At 62.3% G+C, this 18,459-nt stretch carries 18 protein-coding genes and 1 pseudogene; 3 read left to right on the top strand and 16 right to left on the bottom strand.

Translation table 11 applies throughout. The features are described from left to right. Window positions 1-183: 183 nt before the first annotated feature. The 6 genes from A5790_RS07695 to A5790_RS07675 form a co-directional block, all read right to left on the bottom strand. Window positions 184-558 carry a DUF732 domain-containing protein gene (locus A5790_RS07695; RefSeq protein WP_066842434.1) on the bottom strand — a complete coding sequence of 125 codons (375 nt, stop codon included), beginning with the start codon at window positions 556-558 and terminating at the stop codon, window positions 184-186. Between the two features lie 12 nt (window positions 559-570). Then, complete coding sequence (locus A5790_RS25375) at window positions 571-849, bottom strand: DUF3761 domain-containing protein (protein WP_082961624.1); 279 nt, start codon at window positions 847-849, stop codon at window positions 571-573. 327 nt (window positions 850-1,176) lie between these two features. Then, window positions 1,177-1,872, bottom strand: a complete 696-nt coding sequence (locus A5790_RS07690; RefSeq protein WP_066842432.1) for a hypothetical protein — start codon at window positions 1,870-1,872, stop codon at window positions 1,177-1,179. Between the two features lie 508 nt (window positions 1,873-2,380). After that, window positions 2,381-2,845, bottom strand: a complete 465-nt coding sequence (locus A5790_RS07685) for a hypothetical protein (protein ID WP_066842430.1) — start codon at window positions 2,843-2,845, stop codon at window positions 2,381-2,383. A 285-nt stretch (window positions 2,846-3,130) separates the two neighbouring features. After that, entirely contained in the window at window positions 3,131-3,355 is a 225-nt protein-coding gene (locus A5790_RS07680) for a DUF2188 domain-containing protein (protein WP_066842428.1), read from the bottom strand. 219 nt (window positions 3,356-3,574) lie between these two features. Next, window positions 3,575-4,024: a hypothetical protein gene (locus A5790_RS07675; protein WP_156656330.1), complete on the bottom strand. Its 450-nt coding sequence runs from the start codon at window positions 4,022-4,024 to the stop codon at window positions 3,575-3,577. 689 nt (window positions 4,025-4,713) lie between these two features. Here A5790_RS07675 and A5790_RS25370 point away from each other — a divergent pair. Beyond that, window positions 4,714-5,792 (top strand): annotated as a pseudogene (locus A5790_RS25370) (IS110 family transposase); the annotation flags it as partial. A 260-nt stretch (window positions 5,793-6,052) separates the two neighbouring features. Here A5790_RS25370 and A5790_RS07665 read toward each other — a convergent pair. Further along, complete coding sequence (locus tag A5790_RS07665; RefSeq protein ID WP_156656329.1) at window positions 6,053-6,544, bottom strand: endonuclease NucS domain-containing protein; 492 nt, start codon at window positions 6,542-6,544, stop codon at window positions 6,053-6,055. Window positions 6,545-6,893: 349 nt separating this feature from the next. On the opposite strand from A5790_RS07665, the gene A5790_RS25735 reads away from it, so the two are divergent. Further along, window positions 6,894-7,280, top strand: a complete 387-nt coding sequence (locus A5790_RS25735) for a hypothetical protein (protein WP_156656328.1) — start codon at window positions 6,894-6,896, stop codon at window positions 7,278-7,280. Between the two features lie 437 nt (window positions 7,281-7,717). Here A5790_RS25735 and A5790_RS07660 read toward each other — a convergent pair whose 3' ends face one another. Beyond that, window positions 7,718-8,848 (bottom strand): hypothetical protein, encoded by a 1,131-nt coding sequence (locus tag A5790_RS07660; protein WP_066842424.1) that lies wholly within the window; start codon window positions 8,846-8,848, stop codon window positions 7,718-7,720. A gap of 79 nt (window positions 8,849-8,927) precedes the next feature. On the opposite strand from A5790_RS07660, the gene A5790_RS07655 reads away from it, so the two are divergent. Further along, window positions 8,928-9,245 carry a type I restriction-modification enzyme R subunit C-terminal domain-containing protein gene (locus tag A5790_RS07655; protein ID WP_066842422.1) on the top strand — a complete coding sequence of 106 codons (318 nt, stop codon included), beginning with the start codon at window positions 8,928-8,930 and terminating at the stop codon, window positions 9,243-9,245. A 165-nt stretch (window positions 9,246-9,410) separates the two neighbouring features. On the opposite strand, the gene A5790_RS07650 is transcribed toward A5790_RS07655, so the two are convergent. The 8 genes from A5790_RS07650 to nrdF all read right to left on the bottom strand — a co-directional run bounded on the left by A5790_RS07650 (window position 9,411) and on the right by nrdF (window position 18,320). Continuing rightward, window positions 9,411-10,487, bottom strand: coding sequence for a hypothetical protein (locus A5790_RS07650; protein WP_156656327.1), 1,077 nt, complete (start codon window positions 10,485-10,487; stop codon window positions 9,411-9,413). Window positions 10,488-10,539: 52 nt separating this feature from the next. Then, window positions 10,540-11,244 (bottom strand): hypothetical protein, encoded by a 705-nt coding sequence (locus A5790_RS07645; RefSeq protein WP_156656326.1) that lies wholly within the window; start codon window positions 11,242-11,244, stop codon window positions 10,540-10,542. Window positions 11,245-11,952: 708 nt separating this feature from the next. After that, a complete protein-coding gene (locus A5790_RS07640) occupies window positions 11,953-13,539 on the bottom strand; it encodes a hypothetical protein (RefSeq protein WP_066842416.1) in 1,587 nt (528 codons plus the stop codon). Beyond that, a complete protein-coding gene (locus A5790_RS07635; protein ID WP_231987637.1) occupies window positions 13,532-15,304 on the bottom strand; it encodes a DUF3631 domain-containing protein in 1,773 nt (590 codons plus the stop codon). Before A5790_RS07635 ends, A5790_RS07640 begins: the two co-directional genes overlap by 8 nt. After that, a complete protein-coding gene (locus A5790_RS26155; protein WP_066842412.1) occupies window positions 15,301-15,495 on the bottom strand; it encodes an AlpA family transcriptional regulator in 195 nt (64 codons plus the stop codon). The genes A5790_RS07635 and A5790_RS26155 overlap by 4 nt, the downstream gene beginning before the upstream one ends. Then, the gene (locus A5790_RS07625) at window positions 15,492-15,722 is read right to left on the bottom strand and encodes a hypothetical protein (RefSeq protein WP_066842410.1); all 231 of its coding nucleotides are present in this window, start codon (window positions 15,720-15,722) and stop codon (window positions 15,492-15,494) included. Before A5790_RS07625 ends, A5790_RS26155 begins: the two co-directional genes overlap by 4 nt. A gap of 338 nt (window positions 15,723-16,060) precedes the next feature. Beyond that, complete coding sequence (locus A5790_RS07620) at window positions 16,061-17,230, bottom strand: tyrosine-type recombinase/integrase (protein WP_066842408.1); 1,170 nt, start codon at window positions 17,228-17,230, stop codon at window positions 16,061-16,063. Between the two features lie 127 nt (window positions 17,231-17,357). After that, entirely contained in the window at window positions 17,358-18,320 is a 963-nt protein-coding gene (nrdF, locus tag A5790_RS07615; protein WP_064398421.1) for a class 1b ribonucleoside-diphosphate reductase subunit beta, read from the bottom strand. Between the last annotated feature and the right edge of the window lie 139 nt (window positions 18,321-18,459).

The raw sequence follows: 18,459 nt of genomic DNA, 5'->3' as shown, positions 1-18,459 counted from the left end.
CGTCCGCCCTGACAGTCGGGGAAGTCAGTGACATAGCGCCTAGGGGCGCTGTCAGCGCGACTAGAGCTGCCAGAAAAATCTTCGAACGCTTCATCTAGGTTTCCATGTCGCCCGACTGCGGCCGACCTCGGCACTTTTCATAGGTGGCGGCAGCCTGTCGTGATGATTTTGGTGATCATGGGGCTACACCGGCCCGACTTTGCCGGTGTGTACAGGACACAGGTGATGGATGGCATATCCAGCGAAGATGGCCGCGTGGTAATCGGGGTATGGGGAGTTTCCCGCAGCCCTGAGGACTGGCGTGAGCGGGTCATCGCCACGGTCTAGTGCTGAGCAGACTTGGTGGCCCACGGTCACCGGTTCCATGCCGCTTAGAAAGTGTGGCCAGCTTGCGTAGCTGCTACCCAGAGAGCCGATGGCCTGAAGGAACTGGTATTCGTCCTCGGGCGCGGCCGACGCCGGAGTAGCGCCGACGAGGCTGATGGCGATGGTTGCGACGCCGCCTCCCAGAATCACACGGGCCAGCGAGAGCTTCCCGATCGCCGAACCCTTGCGCATTAAGCATTCCTCTCAGAGTGCATGGTCGATGCCTCCATGACGTGAGCAAGCACCTCGCGACGTGACGCTCGACGAGTACGTACCGTCCTCGCATACGAAGGTCGCGCCCTCGGGGGGCTGCGCTGAGTCCGTAGGCCGAATGATGCAGTCGCCCTGTGAGTTCTCGTACTCGTCGCTTGCGCAGCTGGCTGTGATCACGATCGAGGCAGTGTCGGGGTCGGCTACCGTCGCGGCTGCAAAACCCCCTAGCGCAGCAGCGGTGAGGGCAGCCGCTATAAACCTCTTGCCCATCAAAGTGTCTCCCCAAGATCGTTCTGGTGGTTCGGCGCACCAGCCCCGTCTGGATTCGCGCTCCGATAGGAACGGTAGGGCGTTCACCGACGTTAGGAATCAGGGGTTTCCCTATGACTTGTTTGCTGGCCCCGGACGTCACCTGTCAGCGGCGCGAGGGTCGTGGTGTTCGGATGTGCCTGCGAATCGGTGTCTCACTGTCGGCTCACTGAGTACCGTCCAGCTATGGGAACCGGGCGGACGGCGTGAGGACTTCCGCAATTTTCAAGACCATGGTTGCGCACGACCATATGGCCACTCCTAATTCTCCATTGCAGTGCCGAACCCTCAATTCAGCGTGCGAAGGCAACTGACGTCGCTGCCGTCGCCTGCGTCAGCCCTATCTGAGAACTCCAGCTGACCGTTGATGTAGAGCTGGCAGGCGATCCAGTCAGCGTCACCCATGATGGGGTCGCCCCCGATAAGGTGGCCGGAGGTAGCTTGCTCTGAATAGCGCCAGGTGCCAGAGTCGGCGCAGATGCGATCTTCACCCGTCCGGGTTCTGTCGTCCTGCCGAGCCGAGAGGATGCTGATACATCGCGACCCCGCCCACTGGAGACGAGTGGTGGCGGTGACGACCTTGTTCCCTCGGGCGGGAGGGCTGAAGGGAGTGTCGGGAGTCAGCGACGCCCGGGGTGACGTCGGCGGACTCGCAGCTGAGGAGGAAGCCCTCACCGAACGGTCCCAGTTGCAATGTTGCGCACTGAGAACAATGGGCATCGTCGGCGGCGTCTGACTCACAGTCATGATGATGTGCACGTCGGCTCTGAACTCTCCTGAGCCGAGGGCACCCGCGTGATTACGAAGATCGACCACCAGTGTGCGGGTCGTGCCACTGACCGTTGCGGATTGCAGCGCGTTGGCTTCGGTGTCACCCGACACCACCTCCGCGCTCCAGCCCCTTCCGGTGGTGGGCTGCGGTGACGTAATGACTAGGTACGGGTCCTCGTCTTGAGAACCGGTAGGGAGCACGAGAATGCTCATGCTGACGCTTCCGGGCGCACTGCGGACGCCGTACGGACCGTTCGCCGCCGTGGGGTCCGGAGGTACGCCGCCGGGAAATTCGAGCGCTATGGCGAGTCGTTGGGCACCCTCGTCTCGAAGCGTCACCTGGCCGACCTGTAGTGATGGGGGTACGTCCTGCACTGTCCCGCCCGCTGGCTCGACGGTACAGGTCATGGAGCGGGGCAGCGCAGCCCATCTCACCGCACCGCCCGAACCTCCTCCGCTGCATGAGACCACTATGAGGGCGAGCGCCGATAGCAGGGCCATTAACACCGTCGATCTGCGCTGCGTTCGACCACCTGTCATCGACCGGTTCCTCCCTGAGCAGGCCTTGGTAGCCAAAGTCGAGCTTGAGGAAACGTGATCCAGCGGTTCTGGAGAGCAGCGGCTGCAGCCCCACGAGCGGGCCTTGGGCGGCCAGGGCGGTAAACCGCGTCGGTGTGATCTCGGGCCAGCTCTATCGCCATTAAGGCTACTGGTCCGCAATCTAGTTGGGCACCCAGCCACTACTGACATCGCATACCAGGGGCGCGCCGTCGGGAGACTGTGCGCCGTACTGCTGTTCGCTGGCGCAAGGGCTGCCGATCTGCCGCACCCCGATAATTGGGATAGCCCGCACCCATATGCCCGTGCCGTCTCCCTGGCCCGCGCATATCATCTGGGAGCCGTTCGATGTCTGCCCGAAGGGAAACCGCTGCCAGTTGTAGCAAGCAGCACCTTCCACAGCCCCGTCCACCAGTCCTGGCAAGCCGTACTGCTGCGACATCGGTGTAGGGCACTGACCGGTGCTCGCGCCAATGCTGTTGATTTCTGCGTTGGATCTCGGATCACCCGCGTAGTCGATCTGGTCGGTGCATTTCGTGAAGGCGGTTGCTATAGGCGATACCGCGAACGCGATGGCTGCTACAGACAGGGCGATACCTAACGCAGCAATGAAAACTTTCCTCCCCATGGCACCATTCTGGCAGCCAACTGCCTCGGTGGCTGCGCAAACTAGCAAACCACTCTGTCCCGATTGGACGAAAGGGCCTGGCGTCGCCAGGGGAAACTGGCAGTCAGATTCGCGGGCTACTCGTAGAGGTTGGCGACGGCAGCCTCACCCCTCAGTGCGGCGTTTCTGCTCGCGAAAGAGCGCGTGCACCCACGGCATCGCGGCACATTAAGGCGTGATCGCGACGGTGGACCAGGGAGGCTCAGCTAGACGTTAGGTGGGGGCAGAGTGGTTCGACCCCTACGCTCATCCCTTCGGAGGGTGCGGATCGTTACCGTACGAGTTCTTCTCGCCAATCGTCCCGTCCTGGTTACGGATCGTGTGCTCCACCCGGCGGGCTTTGGCCATCTCGCGACCGACTGCTGCTTGCTCTGCTTTGGTTCCCCCCGCATGGGCTGCTCTGCTGCTGCCCTCGACCTTTGACTTCCAGACACCGCCTTCGTGGTACGTGGAGATGTCACCTTTGGCCATGGCTGCCTCCTCGGTTCGAATGCTTCCTCCTGTCAGCAGCCCTTCCCACTTTCGGTCGACCTATAACGAGAGGTCGACCGCCTAACGTGTGACACGAGGATGTCTTGCGGTTGCGTGGATCATTCGTGGAGATCCGCGACGGTGTCGCGTGCGAGAGCTGAAGACGCGCGGGCCGCTGCTGACTGCGTTGTGATCCGTTGATCGGAAGGGGTTACCCCTCTAGCCGCCGGTGGGCGGGTTGTTGGGGCCTTCGCCCTCGCCGTCCCCGGGCGGGTTGTTGGGGCCGCGCTTGATGTCGCGGATATCGTTGCGGAAGTCCTTCTTCAGGTCGCGCAACTGCTCTTTGACCGATTTGACGGCTTCCTTCCCCACCTGTTTCGCTTCGCGCCGTTCAGCCTTCAGCTCGCCCAACCCGGCCTTGAGGGTTGTGCGCGCGGTATTGATCTGGTCGCGTACCGTGTTGTCGCCGGGACCGGGTATGTTGCTGCCGCCACCTTGGGAGCCGCCGGGACCGCCACCGCCACCGCCGACGCCGCCGGTACCCTCATCGTCGCCAGTTGTCAATGGCGCGTTGGCGACCGGTTGAGCCGCAGCTAATGGAGCGAACGGAACCGCCCCCACCCCAGCAATCGAAATCGCCGCCAACACAGCAGCTGCCGTCTTCTTCACCAAACCCCCTGACCGTGCGAATTACCGAACATTTGCGCCCAGCCGCAGTATGCAGCCGCGCGCTAAGAGCAAAACTTACGCCCCAGATAAGATCATGTGTAGGAACTGCACAGGGAACGCACAGCAACTAATTGCGAACACAGAAACTTCCATGGCGTGGCCTGCACGAACGCGCTGCTTGGCCGGGATAAATCAACAGTCGCATTACACGTGCTGTCAGCACTAACCAGGGTGGATCTGACAAGGCTGCGGGGATTTGCGGCTTGGTGGTTTCTTCTGTCCCGCCGAATCCTGACGGGGTGGCTCTCCCCCCTGAACGACACCGCGTTTGTAGCCGGTTTTGCCTTTCCGGACTGGCCCGCCCGCCACGAGTGCACACCCGCATGTACGGCCTGGAGGCCGCTCGCGGGTCCCTGGATTCGTCGTCTCGGGATGAGCGGGCCGAACGCGTTGGTCCTCTATCCCAGACATGCGGTTCGGCGGTACGGTCAAAGGACTTCGCGCTGATCGACTCATGATGAAAACTTGTCGCCACTGTGCAGGCTGATTACGGCAGCTGTCGACAGGGCGGAGTACAGGACCCGCTAGGGGTCCATGATGTGGTCGACCGGGGAATCGTCGAGCGTCCGCATCACCGAGCGCCTGACTTTTGGAGAAAGCTGTCACCAGCAGGTGGCTATATATGACCGGTGTCGGGCGCTCGGTCCGCGCGGAAGGACGCGATCGCTTTGGCCATCGTGGGGATCGATGCACACAAGCGCAGCCACACCTTCGTGGCGATAAACAACTCAGGCCGCAAGATCGGCCAGAAGGTCTCGGACACGAACAGCCTGGGACATCTGGCGGCGATTCGCTGGGCACGCAGCAGGTTCGGTCCCGACATACGCTGGGCCGTCGAAGACTGCCGTCACGTGTCGAGGCTCCTCGAACAAGATCTCTTGGCCGCCGGGTACACAGTCATCAGGGTCCCCACCCGGTTGATGGCTCGTACCCGTGCTTCTGCACGCACCGTCGGCAAGTCCGATCCCATTGATGCATTGGCAGTAGCACGAGCCGCGCAGCGCGAGCCGAACTTACCGACCGCCTACACCGATCAAACCTCCCGAAACCTGAAGCTGCTCGTTGACCGCCGCGAAAATCTCATGGGCCAACGCACCGCCACGATCTGCCGCCTGCTGTGGCGACTGCACGAGCTAGACCCCGATCGCATCATTAAACCCAAGGCTTTGTCTTCAAAGGTCCACCGCGACGACACCGCCTCGTGGCTGAATGACCGCCAAGGTCTGGTCGCTGAGATAGCCCGGGACGAACTGGCCGACATTGACCGACAGTCCCAAGGCGCGCTGCTGCTTGAGAAAAGAATCCGCGAACTTGTCGAGCAGGCCGCCCCGCATCTCCTAGCCGTTCCAGGTTGCGGCCCGCTGTCGGCTGCCAAGATTGTCGCTGAAACCGCAGGGGTGCGCCGGTTCCCAACGGAGGCCGCCTTCGCTCGGTTCGCAGGCGTAGCACCGTCACCGGCGTGGTCAGGCTCGACCCGAGGACGGTGGCGTTACATCAAGACGGGCAACCGCCAAGTCAACGCGGCACTGCACCGAATCGTCCTCACACAGATACGAAGAGATGGAGCAGCCCGCGAGTACTACCGCGAACGAGTCGAGCTGGCGAGCCGCCCGTGCCTGCCTTGCGCCGCTTGAAACGCCGCCTAGCACGGGTGGTCCACAGCAGCCTGAGAGCTGACGACACAGATTCCGCCGCCCTCATGAACCCGTTTACGTCTACATCTTGGCGGGGACTGCATGCGACCAGCCGTCATTCTTTTACCGTGAGGGGTCCTGCGAATACCTCTCGCACTCCTGCGGGTAGGCCTGGCATGCCTTCAGCGCGTCGCGCACATCGCAGAGTCCGGCGATGTCGAAGAAGTCGCAGTACGGCCACCTATGCACCAGGCACAGACAGGGAGCGCAGAGTCGACACCAATCCACTGACCTCTGCACACTCGAACGAACTCAAGCCCGTCGAGCGGTGCCACTAAGGGTGACTGCTCAGCTCCATGTGCACTCTGTAGAGGAGAAAGGTGACCTCGTGGCCCTGCCTGGCTGCGTACTGCTCGACGCGGTTGCGCACCGACGTGTCCGGTTGACCGGTGATGACGATGAGGTGCGCTGAGTCGTAGCCGTTGGTTTGGGCGTGGTCGGCGAGATCGTCGAGGTATTGCTGGAGTTGGCCCACAGCTCGGTCGTCGGGTTCGCGGACCTTCAACTCGATCCCCACCAATTGCTTGGAGCCTCGTCGCTTGCAGAGTAGATCGACGCGGCGACCGCTCCCCAGCGCGGCTTGCTGCTGAAAATTGTGCAGACCGAGTCTTCGTAGGTCGGGAAACCAGTCGTGGTGCTTCCAGATGAACTCCTGAAGGGTCGTCTCGTCACGGAAGAGTTCCCGCATCGGTGCCAAACCCTTGATCGGCTTCGCCGCGTCGAGGATGTACACCCGGTCGTGTGACTTCAGATCGGGGTCGGTCAACCGAGGATAGGTTGCGATCCCTTCCTTCTCGAAGGCCTCGTCGAGTCGAGCCAGCAAGGTATCCGAGCGCCGTTTCGCTCCGGCCCGTTTGACGATGACGTGGAGTTGCTATCCGGTGCCTGCGATAGCGACTCGGCCGCGGAAAAGATTGGAGCAGTTTCTTGTAATGTCCGACGCACTCGGCGATCTTGTCTGTTGCGGCCATCATCTGATCGTGCCTGCCGGTGCCCCCGTCTGTTTGGACTTCGTGGTATTCGGCGTCCGACAGGTATGTCGCATAGCCTCGGCAGGGTCGTAGCGTCAATGCGAGCACGCAAGATATGTCGGTAGTCATCGATAAAGTGTTGGTATGCCCAGGGTTCCGCCACATCCTCCGGATGAGTGTGTGTTGGTTGATGCCTTCGGTAAGCCGCACAACAATGGTGTCGGGCACCCAAAATTGCACACGAGGGTGCCGATCGAAGGCGCGGGTGTTGTCCACGTAGTTACCGATCTCCACACCGCTGAAAGTGAAGTGGTGTTGTGGCGATATCTGGGTGAAACGGCCACACAATGTGCGCACCTATCGAGCTGCTCCAGCGATCCGGAATCGGCGCATGACATGCATATGTACTTCAGTGACCTGGAGACGCTGAGCCTTCTGGTGAGGGGGCTGCTCTACGTCGTCTACCTTACGGACGATGAATACATGGTGCGCAAGCACCACGAATTGTTCGGAACCGCAATGTCATGGTGAGGTCGCCGACAATAGCCGCCATGTACCGCACCGCGCGGGCTGGTCACGCCGTAGTCACCGCGGGCCGCTGCCTTTGGCAAGGTCCGCAGGGCTTTCGAGTCGCTGTTGACGAGTCGCGTTCTCATCGACCCAGTCACATCGGGTCGTCTGTACCAAGCGTAGAACCGCTCGGCGACGACTAGCAGGCAACAGATGCGGAGCACGTCGATGACACCCAGCACCCGGTACACCACGGACCATCCCCCCGCCCCTTGACCCTTGATGAGCGGTGCGTTCAGCCCTCCATCAGCTCTCATTGGGAACAGTGCCGCCGAGCGGTATGGTCCGCGAGGTCGACTACCTCCGGTTCCTCGAACTAGCCGAAGAGTGGGCTCGGGGAGGTCGACCGAACTGAGCTGCGGCGTGGCTGCGGGGGAGTTGTGCCGGAAGATCGATGCTCAGGGCACGGATGGGTTGTACGGACCCTGACCCTGAACAGGGCGGACGTTCAAGGAGCCTTCTGCGATCCGACGATGAAACGAGGCGGCGCGCGGGTTCTTCGGCACCGCGTAGTTTTCTTCGGGCGGCACGTTCGATACGACGTTGATGATCGGGTGGCCGATTTCGGGCCACGCGAACGCGACCATCTTATAGCTGCTCGGCGGGAATCCACGGCGGCTAAACGTGATTCCGCACGGGCGGTAGATCCGCCGCACGGGTGGTGTCTCGAAGCTGAGCAGGAACTCAAACCCCGCGATCTGGATGTAGCCGCCGAGAATCTCGCTACCCATGCTGGCCGGGCGCAGCCGTATCGCTCTTGGGATCGCTGGTTGGTCTGGGTCGTGGTCGAGCAGAACGTACAAGCCCCATGATGCGGGCCACGGCTGTCCGCGCCAGAGGATCTCGGCGAGCTGCTCAGTGGTCACACCCAGCCGGAAGCGGTATGCGGCGTGGCCGTCGACCTCCATCGCGCCAGCTTCGATTGCGCCCCAGATGACTTTGAGCATCCACAGCTCGAAATAGGGGCCGCTGATCATCGTGAACCCGCGTGGGAAGCTGTCGCGGTCGTCGTTGCCGAGGTATTTGAAGATGTCGATGTGGTCATCCAATGAATACCTGAAGAACTCGGCAGCCATCTTGTCGAGCGGCGACAACGCGTTGTTGTGGCGGCGGCAGAGCATCCGCGACGACAGCGAGTTGCGACCGATCGTCTTCTGCCGCTGCGTTTTGTCCTGCCATGCGGCTCCCTCGACGACGACGACCTTGCCGTCCCACGAGATCGAACCCAGCACGTCGTCGCTGATGAAATGCTCGCGGGTCAGTTCCTCATCGCAGTCGTTGCTGGCACGGGCGTAGCAGCCCGGATTGCAGTAGCCCGTTCGCGGACCGGTCAGCAGCGGCGGCGGCGGTTCAGCGACCCACGATCCGTCCTTCGCGCGGTGACAGCGTGCGGCTTGGCGTCGCGATCCACAAGGGCAGTCGTCCTCGGGCGGCGGTCCGTACCAGCGGTCGCTGCTGAGGCGCACATCGCCGTCTCGGACGACCCGTTCATCGAGTCGCGTGACCGGCTGCTCCAGTCCTTCACTCACCGTTCCGACGATAGCGCCGGGTATAGACACAAAACCTCAGGCGGTTGGATCGACCCGCGCCCGGTCTGCTTCAGCGGCGATGTCGAACAACGGTTTGAGACATGTCGAGAGGGTCTCCCGAGCAGGCCCCGGTCCAGGCTACTTTAGAGGCCTTCGCCCGCTACCTCGAGGCATAAAGTTCAACGCCAACCAGCTGCACTTCATCGGCCTGCTCGTCGAGGAGCTGACCGCCAACGGCGTCATGGAAGCCGCCCGGCTCTACGAGTCGCCCTTCAGCGACTACGCGAGCACTGGACCGGAGTCGATGTTTTCCGAGGCCGATGTAGACAACATCGTCGGCATTCTGAATACGGTGCGGGCCAACGCCCTCCCTGGACGGACAGGCAATTTGAGATGAAGAAGCACTCTGGTCCTGAGCATTCGACGTCATGATGCCGACGATCCATGCGGAGGCCCGGCTGACCGAATTGCTCAAGCAGTGAAAGAGACTTGGCTGGTATGTAGCAGAGACCCAGGGCACAAAGCGCCGTCGGCTTCCGGGTAGGAACGCTGTTCAGGTGCGTCAAGAGTCCTTGGTTGTGAGGTGACGCCCTATATATCCGATGTACACGATGCCGGTGTTGTTGGTGTCGTCGTAGTAGTGCATCCGGGGGGCGAACGTGTCTCGCCACGTTGGTTTGAAGTGAGCACCCATCGTTATCTCCCCTGAGGGATGCACGTCGACCGGAACGGGGAATATGCGTTCCTTCCCCCAGCGGTTCATCGTGGTGTCACTCTCCCGGGGTGCGTGCCTGTCTGGCGGGCATTTGTGTCCGCTGAGATTGTCAGAGGTCAGGTACATGTGTACCCCTACCGCAATGCGGCCTTCGGCCCGTCCTTCGGCGTAGTCGTAGAGGACGTGAATGTAGTCCCAGAAGGCGTGGGCATAGCGCGGCGTCGGTTCTCGAACATCGACTTCGAGGGCCTTGCTTATGTCACCGGTGAACTTGACTCTGTCGAATGCCAGATGCGTGTCGCCGTCAGGTGTGATGCGATCCAGCAGGCTGAGAACGTCATCGGGTGGACTCCATAGTTCCGACTCAGGCTCGACGTATGTCAGCTCTGGCTTTCCGTATTCCACCAGCCGATAGCGGAGAGTTGTTACTTCGCGGTCCTGTTTACGTTGGGTTTCTTCTGCAACCGCGAGGTCGAGGGAGAGGTCGTCGAGCTTGGATTTCGACTCCCGTAGTGAAGCTTCTAAACGCTCTTGTATTTCGGTGGCCTTGCTTAAGTCCTCCTCGCGACGGGATGCCTCCAGTGTCTTTCGCTCCAGCAGTCGGTCTAACTCGGCGAAGGTGGCGTCGGAGAGTTCCAGATCCGGCCCGAGCCATCTGGAGACAAGTTGGCGCAGCCGCGCTAGCGGCACCACTGCTGTGGCAACGTCCTCGACTATGTCAGCCGGTTCGGACTGAGCGAGGCTTTCGACCCGGCGCTCAACGTCTCTTGTTCGCGTCGCTGCCGCTTCAGCACGCAGCAATATGTCAAGCCCTCGCCGGACATCGCTTGGCAGTTCGCGCTCAATAAACCTCAGCCGAGTGGAACGTGCGTGCAATTTAGTGAGGGCAGGCCGGACCCTTCCGCCTTCGACGTACTTCAGCATGGTCCTGGGGTACAGCTTGGGATGGCGCAGAGCGTCCTCACGAGATTCAGGATCAACTTGTGGTGCGAAGGTGCGAACGACGCCCTTCTGAATCCCATGTGACAGCGGCAGTCCGCTGGAAACTAGCTCCGTGGCCGTCCAGGATGAACGTCGCGGCCACTCCAACGCTCTGTGTCGTCAAACTGCGAATTGCCCTGCGCCACTCGTCCTCCCCATCCACCCACGGCAACGGAGCGACTATCACAGAGGCGGTGCGGTTTGGGTCGAGGATGGAAACGAGCACCTTGCTCGCCTCGGCCCCCCGAACGAACTGAGGCTCGCCCGTCAACGGAGTCTCAGAGTCCATCGCCTGATGCGCTTCGAGAATCTTGCGCATCAGGCGCGGCGGGGCCACCCTCGCGACAGCTTCGTCGGTGTTCTCGACGTCGACATCGACGTCAACCACCAGTGTCTGCTGGAAGGTTTTTGCCTGGGGTGTGACAAGCGCGGAGAGCGAGACGATCCACACCCCAGCGCTGTTCGTCTCTCGAAAGCGGTAGAGCCGTCGGCGAGAGCCGTCCTGCCTGTCAGGGTCATGCACGACGGTCAGCTCGGCGCTAGGCCCTAGCTCGTAATCGCCGTCGCCGTCCCAGTCTGCAACTGCCAGAGTTCCCTGCTGCTTCTTCTCCCTGAACCAAGAGGTCAGCTGCGACTCCGCGACCGAGATCGCGTCCTGCGTATCTTCAAGACGAGCTATCGCCCTGTAGCCCACCGCCATACAGCTCCCCTCGCTCCCCGCCATATAGCCGCCGCAGGTTGACCTTCGCCGCTAGGACATAGCTGCGTGAACCGCAACGACGCGCAGCGGATTCATCGCGCATGACAACGTTCTCACAACGTCAAGCCGTCTAGCGGGCTGTTGGTGGTACAGAGGTCTGTTCAGGCGTGAATCGTTGGCATTTACCATTGGCCGAACTCGGGTACTTCCGGCTCAACGATTGTCACTGTCCTACAGGCTGAGGTCCGCTCAATGTCGCCACATTCACGCTGATGGGCCGCCCTGAGGTAGGTCTCACCCGGCGGGCCAAATCACACCGTGCAGACACGGTTTCGGTGTCACGATCGCGGACAAGGTCACCTTGTATGTTCCAGAGAGGACGGAGGTCGACATGCCGCAGCTCTTCCGGTTGTGGACCCAAGCGCGGTCATTGTAGGCAAAACACAGCCTCTCGAAATTGAGGTTCACTCCTCTGCAGCGCGGAGCAACACATGGGTGATCCGCAACTGACAGCTATACAACCTGGATGCAGTCTGGTTTCGCGCACCGGTCGCAAACCGAGTCCGTCCGAGCCGGAAGACTTGCAGCGGATGCTGCGGGGTCGGTTGCAGAGCTGGTGGCAAGCAGAGCTGAGCTGAGCAGTTCTTAGTCGGTTAGTTTGTCAGCCGTGGTTGCTCCAGCGCTTGGACAGCTCGGCGACCTCAACCATCACGTTGATGAAGACTGCGCGGCGGATCTGCTGGCGGAGGAGGTCGGCCTCCGCCATCTCGTGGGCAAGGCGCTGTGCTTCTTCAGCACGCTGGGTGCACGGGATCTTCTTGTTCCAAGGTCTGGGCATGGTTCAGCTCCGCAAGTGAGTGATGAGTCTGCGATTTGGGTCCGTGAGGAGGACTGAGGGTCCTGCGGAGGCGGACCAAGTGCAGGGTCGAGATGACGGCGGCGCAGAGTGGCCCCAATAGGCTCTTCAAGGCTTTTCGAGTGAGCACATACTCCCAGGTCAAGAGGGGTGTTTCCCCAGTGGAGAGAGGAAGGGAGGGAGAGTGTGCTCTGGAGCTTGTCCTGGAGTGTCCTGGCCTGGGCAGAAGAGTGGGGAGAGAGGAAGGTGAGAGCCTCTGCTAGGGCCTGCTCCATCTCTTCGACGAGGATCTGCTCATCGCACGCGGCGACGATCATGCTGTCGTGGATCAGCAACGGGGGCCGTCCGGTGCGCCGGAGCACCGCCATCGCGATGGACATCGCCATGTCGGAGTCGAGGCGCTGGAAGTTTGCACCCGCATCCGAGCAGAACAGCGGAGCCAGCGCGGGGTGCTTGGCCTTGAGGGCGGCGATCAGACCACGGCCACGGTCCCAGTCGCCACCGAGCAGACTACCGCCGATGACGCCGAGAGCCTGCTTCTCTGTGGCGGCATTGAGAAGGGTGTTGAGTGCAGGCTTGACCTCGCGGTTGCGGTGGAAGCCGTCGATGACGTAAGCGTCGTCGCCGTCGGCGTACTCGGGCATCGGGACGCCCGCCTTGGCGTACGCAAACCTGATGTGAAGCGTGGCAGCATCGCGCTCGACCGTCGGCCACATCACGCCGTTGATGTCGATGGTGATCAGCTCCCGCTCCTCATGTGACAGCTGCTGGTAGCTCGGGCCGTGGTGGTAACCGCGACCGCCCCTGGTGATGTCCTGGTTGAAGATCCTGCGCATCACCGGCATGTCCAGTTGGCGGCCCCGGATGAACCAGCTGCGGGCCTCGTAGGCGGTGTTGAGGATCTTCAGGTCCCTGCGCCAACTGCGGGTCAGTTCGGTGTCGGGGAACGGCATCGGACTACCGTCCGCGTCACGCAGGACCAGGACGTCGTCCTCGTCGGGATGGTCGCGGCGGGCCATGTCGAGGATCGGGGTCACCCGCTGAATGAGTTCAGAAGTGGGCCACGCGATCGACTGACGGCCCTTGTGCGCGGCCAGCCAGATGCCCTTGATGCCGTCGGCGAGGCCGAGGTTCATTAGTTGGTCCATTGCGGGGACGACCTGGCGGTAGCCCATGAGCGGGCTGGCGATGCGATCGGCGTTGCGGGCGTACCAGCGTTGAGATCGCGAGTACCGCAACGGGTTCCCGGTGACTTGGTGCTCGGCGACCAGGCTGCAGGCGACCGCAGCAAGGACACGCCAGTCGGACTGTTCGCGCCAGCCCATCTCAACCGATACCTTCTCCAGCTGTTGGTCAGCCCAGCCGAACCACAGCGGGTTGTGTCTGACCTCTTGAAGGGTGCGGATCTGGGCGAAGAGGTCGCGAGATCTTCTAGGCATTGGCTTGCCTCTTCGCAGCCCACCGGGTCTTCGCTGGCACTGACGCTCCGTCATCAGCATGCTCGCGTTCAACGATTTGAGATGCCCGTGCACGCTCCAGCGCCTTCAAGACTCGGTCCGTCATGCCGGGACTGTCGTCAGCGAGTCCACCTGGAAGCAAGTTCCCAACTCCATCAACGATTTCGAGCGAAGGTTCCGATGACGATGAACGGGTCCCCGAGTAAATGCTGGCATCGGGATCGCCTGGAGTGTATGCAGCGCCCGGGTGTCCGGCACCGTCCAATCCGTCCGCAACCCGTCCTGAGCAGCGCATTTCGCCCGGACGGCCCGGAAGTGCTGGACGGCCCTGCCCGTCCAGCGGACGGGCCTCGGTGCCCGCGAGAAGCCCCCCGTCCCGCCATCGGGCCTGTTCAAGGCCATGGTCGGACGGGTTGGACGCTTGCGGACGGGTGTAGCGCTCGAAGGCATCGTGAAAGCTCTCCAGCCGGTACCCGCGCCTGCTTTTCTCGGTGTTGTGACTCGGCTTCACCCCGAATGGTTCCAGGTAGTGAGCCAGCTTGTTCGCGTTGAACCCCAAGTCTTTCCACGGCGAGTCGGTCAGATCGGTCAGCGCGCCAACCAGCTCGACGGAAGGCAGGAACGGCACGTCCTTGCCCGCGAAGATGCGACGGATGTCGGTGAGCAGTCGGATGTCCAGAGACCGGCTCTCGTCGGCGTCGCGGGCACCCTCCACCAACGCCATACATGCCCTGCGGGCGGCATCGGGCCACCGCCCCCCAGCGGCATCCGCGACAGCGATCAGCGGCTCCCAGGTGTCGGCGGCGCGATCCTCGACAGGCATGTCGGGCACCGCATCCGTCAGTTCCTCGATATTGGCTTGCGCCCATGCAGCCAACCGGTCGCGGACACGATGCAGGATGGGTTCGTCACGGCGACAACGAAACTGCGACACCTGTTCGGCGGCAGCACGCCGACGCATAGTGATATTGATGGCGCGGTCGGTGATGGTGTCGGGCATGGCACCGATCCCTGCGAGGGCCACCATGGCAAACGTGGGGAACTCGGTCGGCACCAACTGGTTTCCCACACACCTCAACGCAGGGCGGTTGCGTTGATACCCGGCGTTGAGCAGCGACCTGAGGTCCTCGTGCTGTTCAGCGGCGCGCTTGGTGCCGAAGATGGCGTCAGCCTCGTCGATGACGAGCGTGGGCGGACGCTCTCCGCCGAGCGATCGGAAGATGGCCGACGCCGAGGCGTTGACGGTGACCAGGGGTGCGTGGCACATGCCGGTGATCACGTCGAGAGCGCGAGTCTTGCCGCACCTCTTCTGCGGGCTGCTCAGCACCAACCTGGGCGCGGCGTTCCAGGCCTCGATCGCGTGGGTAGCGGCCACCCACAGCGCGACGGCGACGGCGGAATGTACATCGGGGAAGCGCACGTACCGGCACAGGGTGTCCAGCAGATTCGTCAGCACATCCGCACCATCGACCGCAGGCACGATTGGCGGTTCATGCACCAACGGCGGAGCCTCTACGCCCACCTCTTCGGCGCAGGCAGCCGAAGAGATCATCGACTCGATGTCGCCGTCATCCAGTCCTGCAGTAACGACGGCGTCGGCCAGTTTCTCTGCCTGATCGGTGTCGAGGTCGCCCTGGCGAGCGGCATCCCTGGCCGCAATCGTCGTGGCATGACAGGCCGGGCACAACCCAGGCTCAGTACCCGTATAGGGGCAGTGCCGGTGCCTGGGGCACGAGAGCGCGGTCATGCGGCACCTCCGGCGCTGGTGGTCCGGACGTTTGCGTCTACCCAGGCGAAAACGTCCTCCCACCGGTACCGCACCGAGCGACCCAGCTTGATGTACTGAGGTCCAGTGCCCTCGTAACGCAAGCGGTTCAATTGATTTGGCGTGGTGTGCAGGTAGTCGGCGACCTCGCGCGCCGTAGCAAGGCCGGTCACTGGGCACCCCCACCAGCGATCAGCAGTTCGGCGATGCGGAAGCGCTGCTCCTCGCTGAGGGGCGGTTGACCCGCCAGCACCTTCAGAACATCGGCCTCCAGTTTGAGGGCGCGCATGTTGCGACGGGCCTCGACGAGATCGGGATCATCGGGCGGGCGATTGGGACGCGAAGACATGCCCGCGATGCGGGCGCGTTCGGTCTGCCATGTGGTGGTCTTGTTGGGCATTGAGGGCCTCCGGGGACAAAGCACCGGCGTCATACCGTGTGCGATGCCGTGCGCAGCGCCATAACTACGGCGCTCCACGTCCCTGGTTGGCCTTGACTCAGCCCCAGCTGCCGACCCCTGGGCGTCATCGGCGAGTTGGTGTCGTTTGGCCGCCTGAACCGCCAGCGCACTCCCCGGACCGAAGCCCTTCGGCGCTGCACTACCACTACGGGGTCGTAGGCGTCACCACCAACACATCGGGTGTTGGACGGCTAGCCCACCTGTGACACTACCCGGGCCGAGAAACTTCTGACAAGCATTGTTGTCACAGCGTGTCGCCCCGCACGGTTTCGCGCTGACTACGTGTCGACGACGCTCAGCATGTCCTGACGCGCCTTGTCCAGGGCGACGGCCACGGCTTCCAGGTCGTCGTCGAACAGGTCCGCGTATAAGTCCAGCGTCATAGCTGCCGACGCGTGGCCCAGCATCCGCTGTACTGCTTTGACGTTGGCTCCGGCAGACACGGCTAGCGACGCGGCGGTGTGTCTTAAGTCGTGTGGAGTCACGCGGGGAAACTCTTGCGTGGCGGGTTCGCTGCTGGTGTCTTCCCGCTCCTGGGCGCGCTGAATAAGGCTGGCCTCTCGGCACGACTCGACCGCCTTGGCGAACCACCCGGACACAGGGTGCGGGCGGCGCAAGTGGTTGCCGTCACCAAACAGCAGATCTCCCCTGCCCTTGTTCTCGCAGTGGCGCGCCAGCGGCGGCACCAGGAACTCGGGCAGCGGGATCGAACGCTGCTTGTGCGCCTTCGGTGTGCCAACGTAAATGCTGGTCCCCGACTGCACCGCGTTCTCGTGGATCAGGGCGCGCTTACGTAACAGGTCCAAGTCGCCCACCCGCAGGCTGATTGCCTCACCCCAGCGCATACCGGTGTAGGCCAGCATCAGCACCAGAGTCCCGTAGTCCCCCGCCGCATTGGCTAGGTCGTCGACGTGCTGATGGGTCAGATACACCGGCCTCTTGCGTGAGGTCTTAGGCAGCTTCAGACCGGCTGCCGGGTTCTTCGGGATGAGGTTGTCAGTGACGGCATCTGCCAGGATCTGCGCCAGCACGTACTGAGCACGCTTGATCGAAGCCGCACCGATAGCCTTCGTGTCCTCAGTGCCCTGTCCCAACTCGGCCATCCACGCCTGCACGGCGGTGGGTTTGATGTCCCCGAGGGCCACCTTGCCCCAGCGCGGTTTGACGCGCACGCGCCAAGCAGTCTCCATCACTGCGTAACCCGAGGGCTTGAGGTGGCCTTTCTGGCGGTCTAGCCAGGCCTGCCCGAGGTCATCGAGCGTCCTACGGGCATCGGCGGGGTTGACGTACTCACCCTTCAGCTTGGCCACTTCGACGGTGTTGGCGAACCGCTCGGCTTCACGCTTGGTCCGGAATCCTCGTTTGTCGGTCTGCCGGTTGTCCGGGGTGCGGTAACGAACGCGGTAACGCTTGCCCCGCTTGGTCTCGTACGCCGCCACGACTGCCACGCCACCCACCGTAAATGAATGTGGGCAAAATGTGGGCAAAGAGCCTGTTGAATGAGTCCTCGGAGGATGTCTTCAGGTACCGCCGTTTGGTGGTTAGGCAGCGAGTAGAAGGCTTTGAACTGCGCTGCTAGAAGTCCCAGTCCTCGTCTTCGGTGACCACGGCCTTGCCGATCACGTAGCTCGACCCCGAACCCGAGAAGAAGTCGTGGTTCTCGTCGGCGTTAGGCGACAGCGCCGACAGGATCGCCGGGTTGACGTCGGTCTCGTCGCGCGGGAACAACGCCTCATAGCCGAGGTTCATCAGCGCCTTGTTGGCGTTGTAGCGCAAGAACTTCTTGACGTCCTCGGTCAGACCGACTCCGTCGTAGAGGTCCTGGGTGTACTCGACCTCGTTGTCGTAAAGCTCGAACAGCAGCTCGTACGTGTAGTCCTTCAGTTCGGCCTGCGTGGCCGCGTCCTCGAGCGCCAGACCGCGCTGGAACTTGTAGCCGATGTAGTAGCCGTGCACAGCCTCGTCGCGAATGATCAACCGGATCATGTCGGCGGTGTTGGTCAGCTTGGCCCGACTGCTCCAGTACATCGGCAGGTAGAACCCGGAATAGAACAGGAAGCTCTCCAGTAGCGTCGAGGCCACCTTGCGCTTGAGCGGCTCGTCACCCTTGTAGTACTGCATGACGATCTCGGCTTTGCGTTGCAGGTTCGGGTTCTCCTCCGACCAGCGGAACGCGTCGTCGATCTCGGCCGTCGAGCACAACGTGGAGAAGATGTTGCTGTAGCTGCGCGCGTGCACCGACTCCATGAACGCGATGTTGGTGTAGACGGCTTCCTCGTGCGGGGTCAGCGCGTCGGGGATCAGGCTGACCGCCCCGACCGTGCCCTGAATTGTGTCGAGCAACGTCAGGCCGGTGAACACCCGCATCGTCAGCTGCTTCTCGTGGTCGTTGAGCGTGTTCCACGACGGAATGTCATTGGAGACCGGCACCTTCTCCGGCAACCAGAAGTTGCCCGTCAGCCGGTCCCAGACCTCGGCATCCTTCTCGTCCTGGAGACGGTTCCAGTTGATCGCCGAGACACGGTCAATCAGCTTCATGCCATCACTCACGAGAACCCCATTTCACCTGGTCTTTGGTCCGCTTGACGCGGTTCTGTCGCCCGACATCGACACTACCCCTGGGGGACGACATCCACGGCTAACACAACATCGTGTGTTGGCGTGTCGTTCCCGCCGA

Source organism: Mycobacterium sp. 852002-51152_SCH6134967, assembly GCF_001667105.1.
Lineage (GTDB): Bacteria > Actinomycetota > Actinomycetes > Mycobacteriales > Mycobacteriaceae > Mycobacterium > Mycobacterium neumannii_A.
Note: the sequence above shows the minus strand (reverse complement) of the source record. Positions and strands in the feature narration are given on the sequence as shown.

What these genes read in the sequence shown, in the direction of transcription:
- A5790_RS25735 (WP_156656328.1), top strand. Translation starts at nt 6,894, where the DNA reads ATGCCCAGGGTTCCGCCACATCCTCCGGATGAGTGTGTGTTGGTTGAT.
- A5790_RS07640 (WP_066842416.1), bottom strand. Translation starts at nt 13,539, where the DNA reads ATGCCTAGAAGATCTCGCGACCTCTTCGCCCAGATCCGCACCCTTCAA.
- A5790_RS07655 (WP_066842422.1), top strand. Translation starts at nt 8,928, where the DNA reads ATGTCGAACAACGGTTTGAGACATGTCGAGAGGGTCTCCCGAGCAGGC.
- A5790_RS07695 (WP_066842434.1), bottom strand. Translation starts at nt 558, where the DNA reads ATGCGCAAGGGTTCGGCGATCGGGAAGCTCTCGCTGGCCCGTGTGATT.
- A5790_RS25375 (WP_082961624.1), bottom strand. Translation starts at nt 849, where the DNA reads ATGGGCAAGAGGTTTATAGCGGCTGCCCTCACCGCTGCTGCGCTAGGG.
- A5790_RS07650 (WP_156656327.1), bottom strand. Translation starts at nt 10,487, where the DNA reads ATGCTGAAGTACGTCGAAGGCGGAAGGGTCCGGCCTGCCCTCACTAAA.
- A5790_RS07690 (WP_066842432.1), bottom strand. Translation starts at nt 1,872, where the DNA reads ATGAGCATTCTCGTGCTCCCTACCGGTTCTCAAGACGAGGACCCGTAC.
- A5790_RS07635 (WP_231987637.1), bottom strand. Translation starts at nt 15,304, where the DNA reads ATGACCGCGCTCTCGTGCCCCAGGCACCGGCACTGCCCCTATACGGGT.
- A5790_RS07685 (WP_066842430.1), bottom strand. Translation starts at nt 2,845, where the DNA reads ATGGGGAGGAAAGTTTTCATTGCTGCGTTAGGTATCGCCCTGTCTGTA.
- A5790_RS07680 (WP_066842428.1), bottom strand. Translation starts at nt 3,355, where the DNA reads ATGGCCAAAGGTGACATCTCCACGTACCACGAAGGCGGTGTCTGGAAG.
- nrdF (WP_064398421.1), bottom strand. Translation starts at nt 18,320, where the DNA reads ATGAAGCTGATTGACCGTGTCTCGGCGATCAACTGGAACCGTCTCCAG.
- A5790_RS07645 (WP_156656326.1), bottom strand. Translation starts at nt 11,244, where the DNA reads ATGGCGGTGGGCTACAGGGCGATAGCTCGTCTTGAAGATACGCAGGAC.
- A5790_RS07625 (WP_066842410.1), bottom strand. Translation starts at nt 15,722, where the DNA reads ATGCCCAACAAGACCACCACATGGCAGACCGAACGCGCCCGCATCGCG.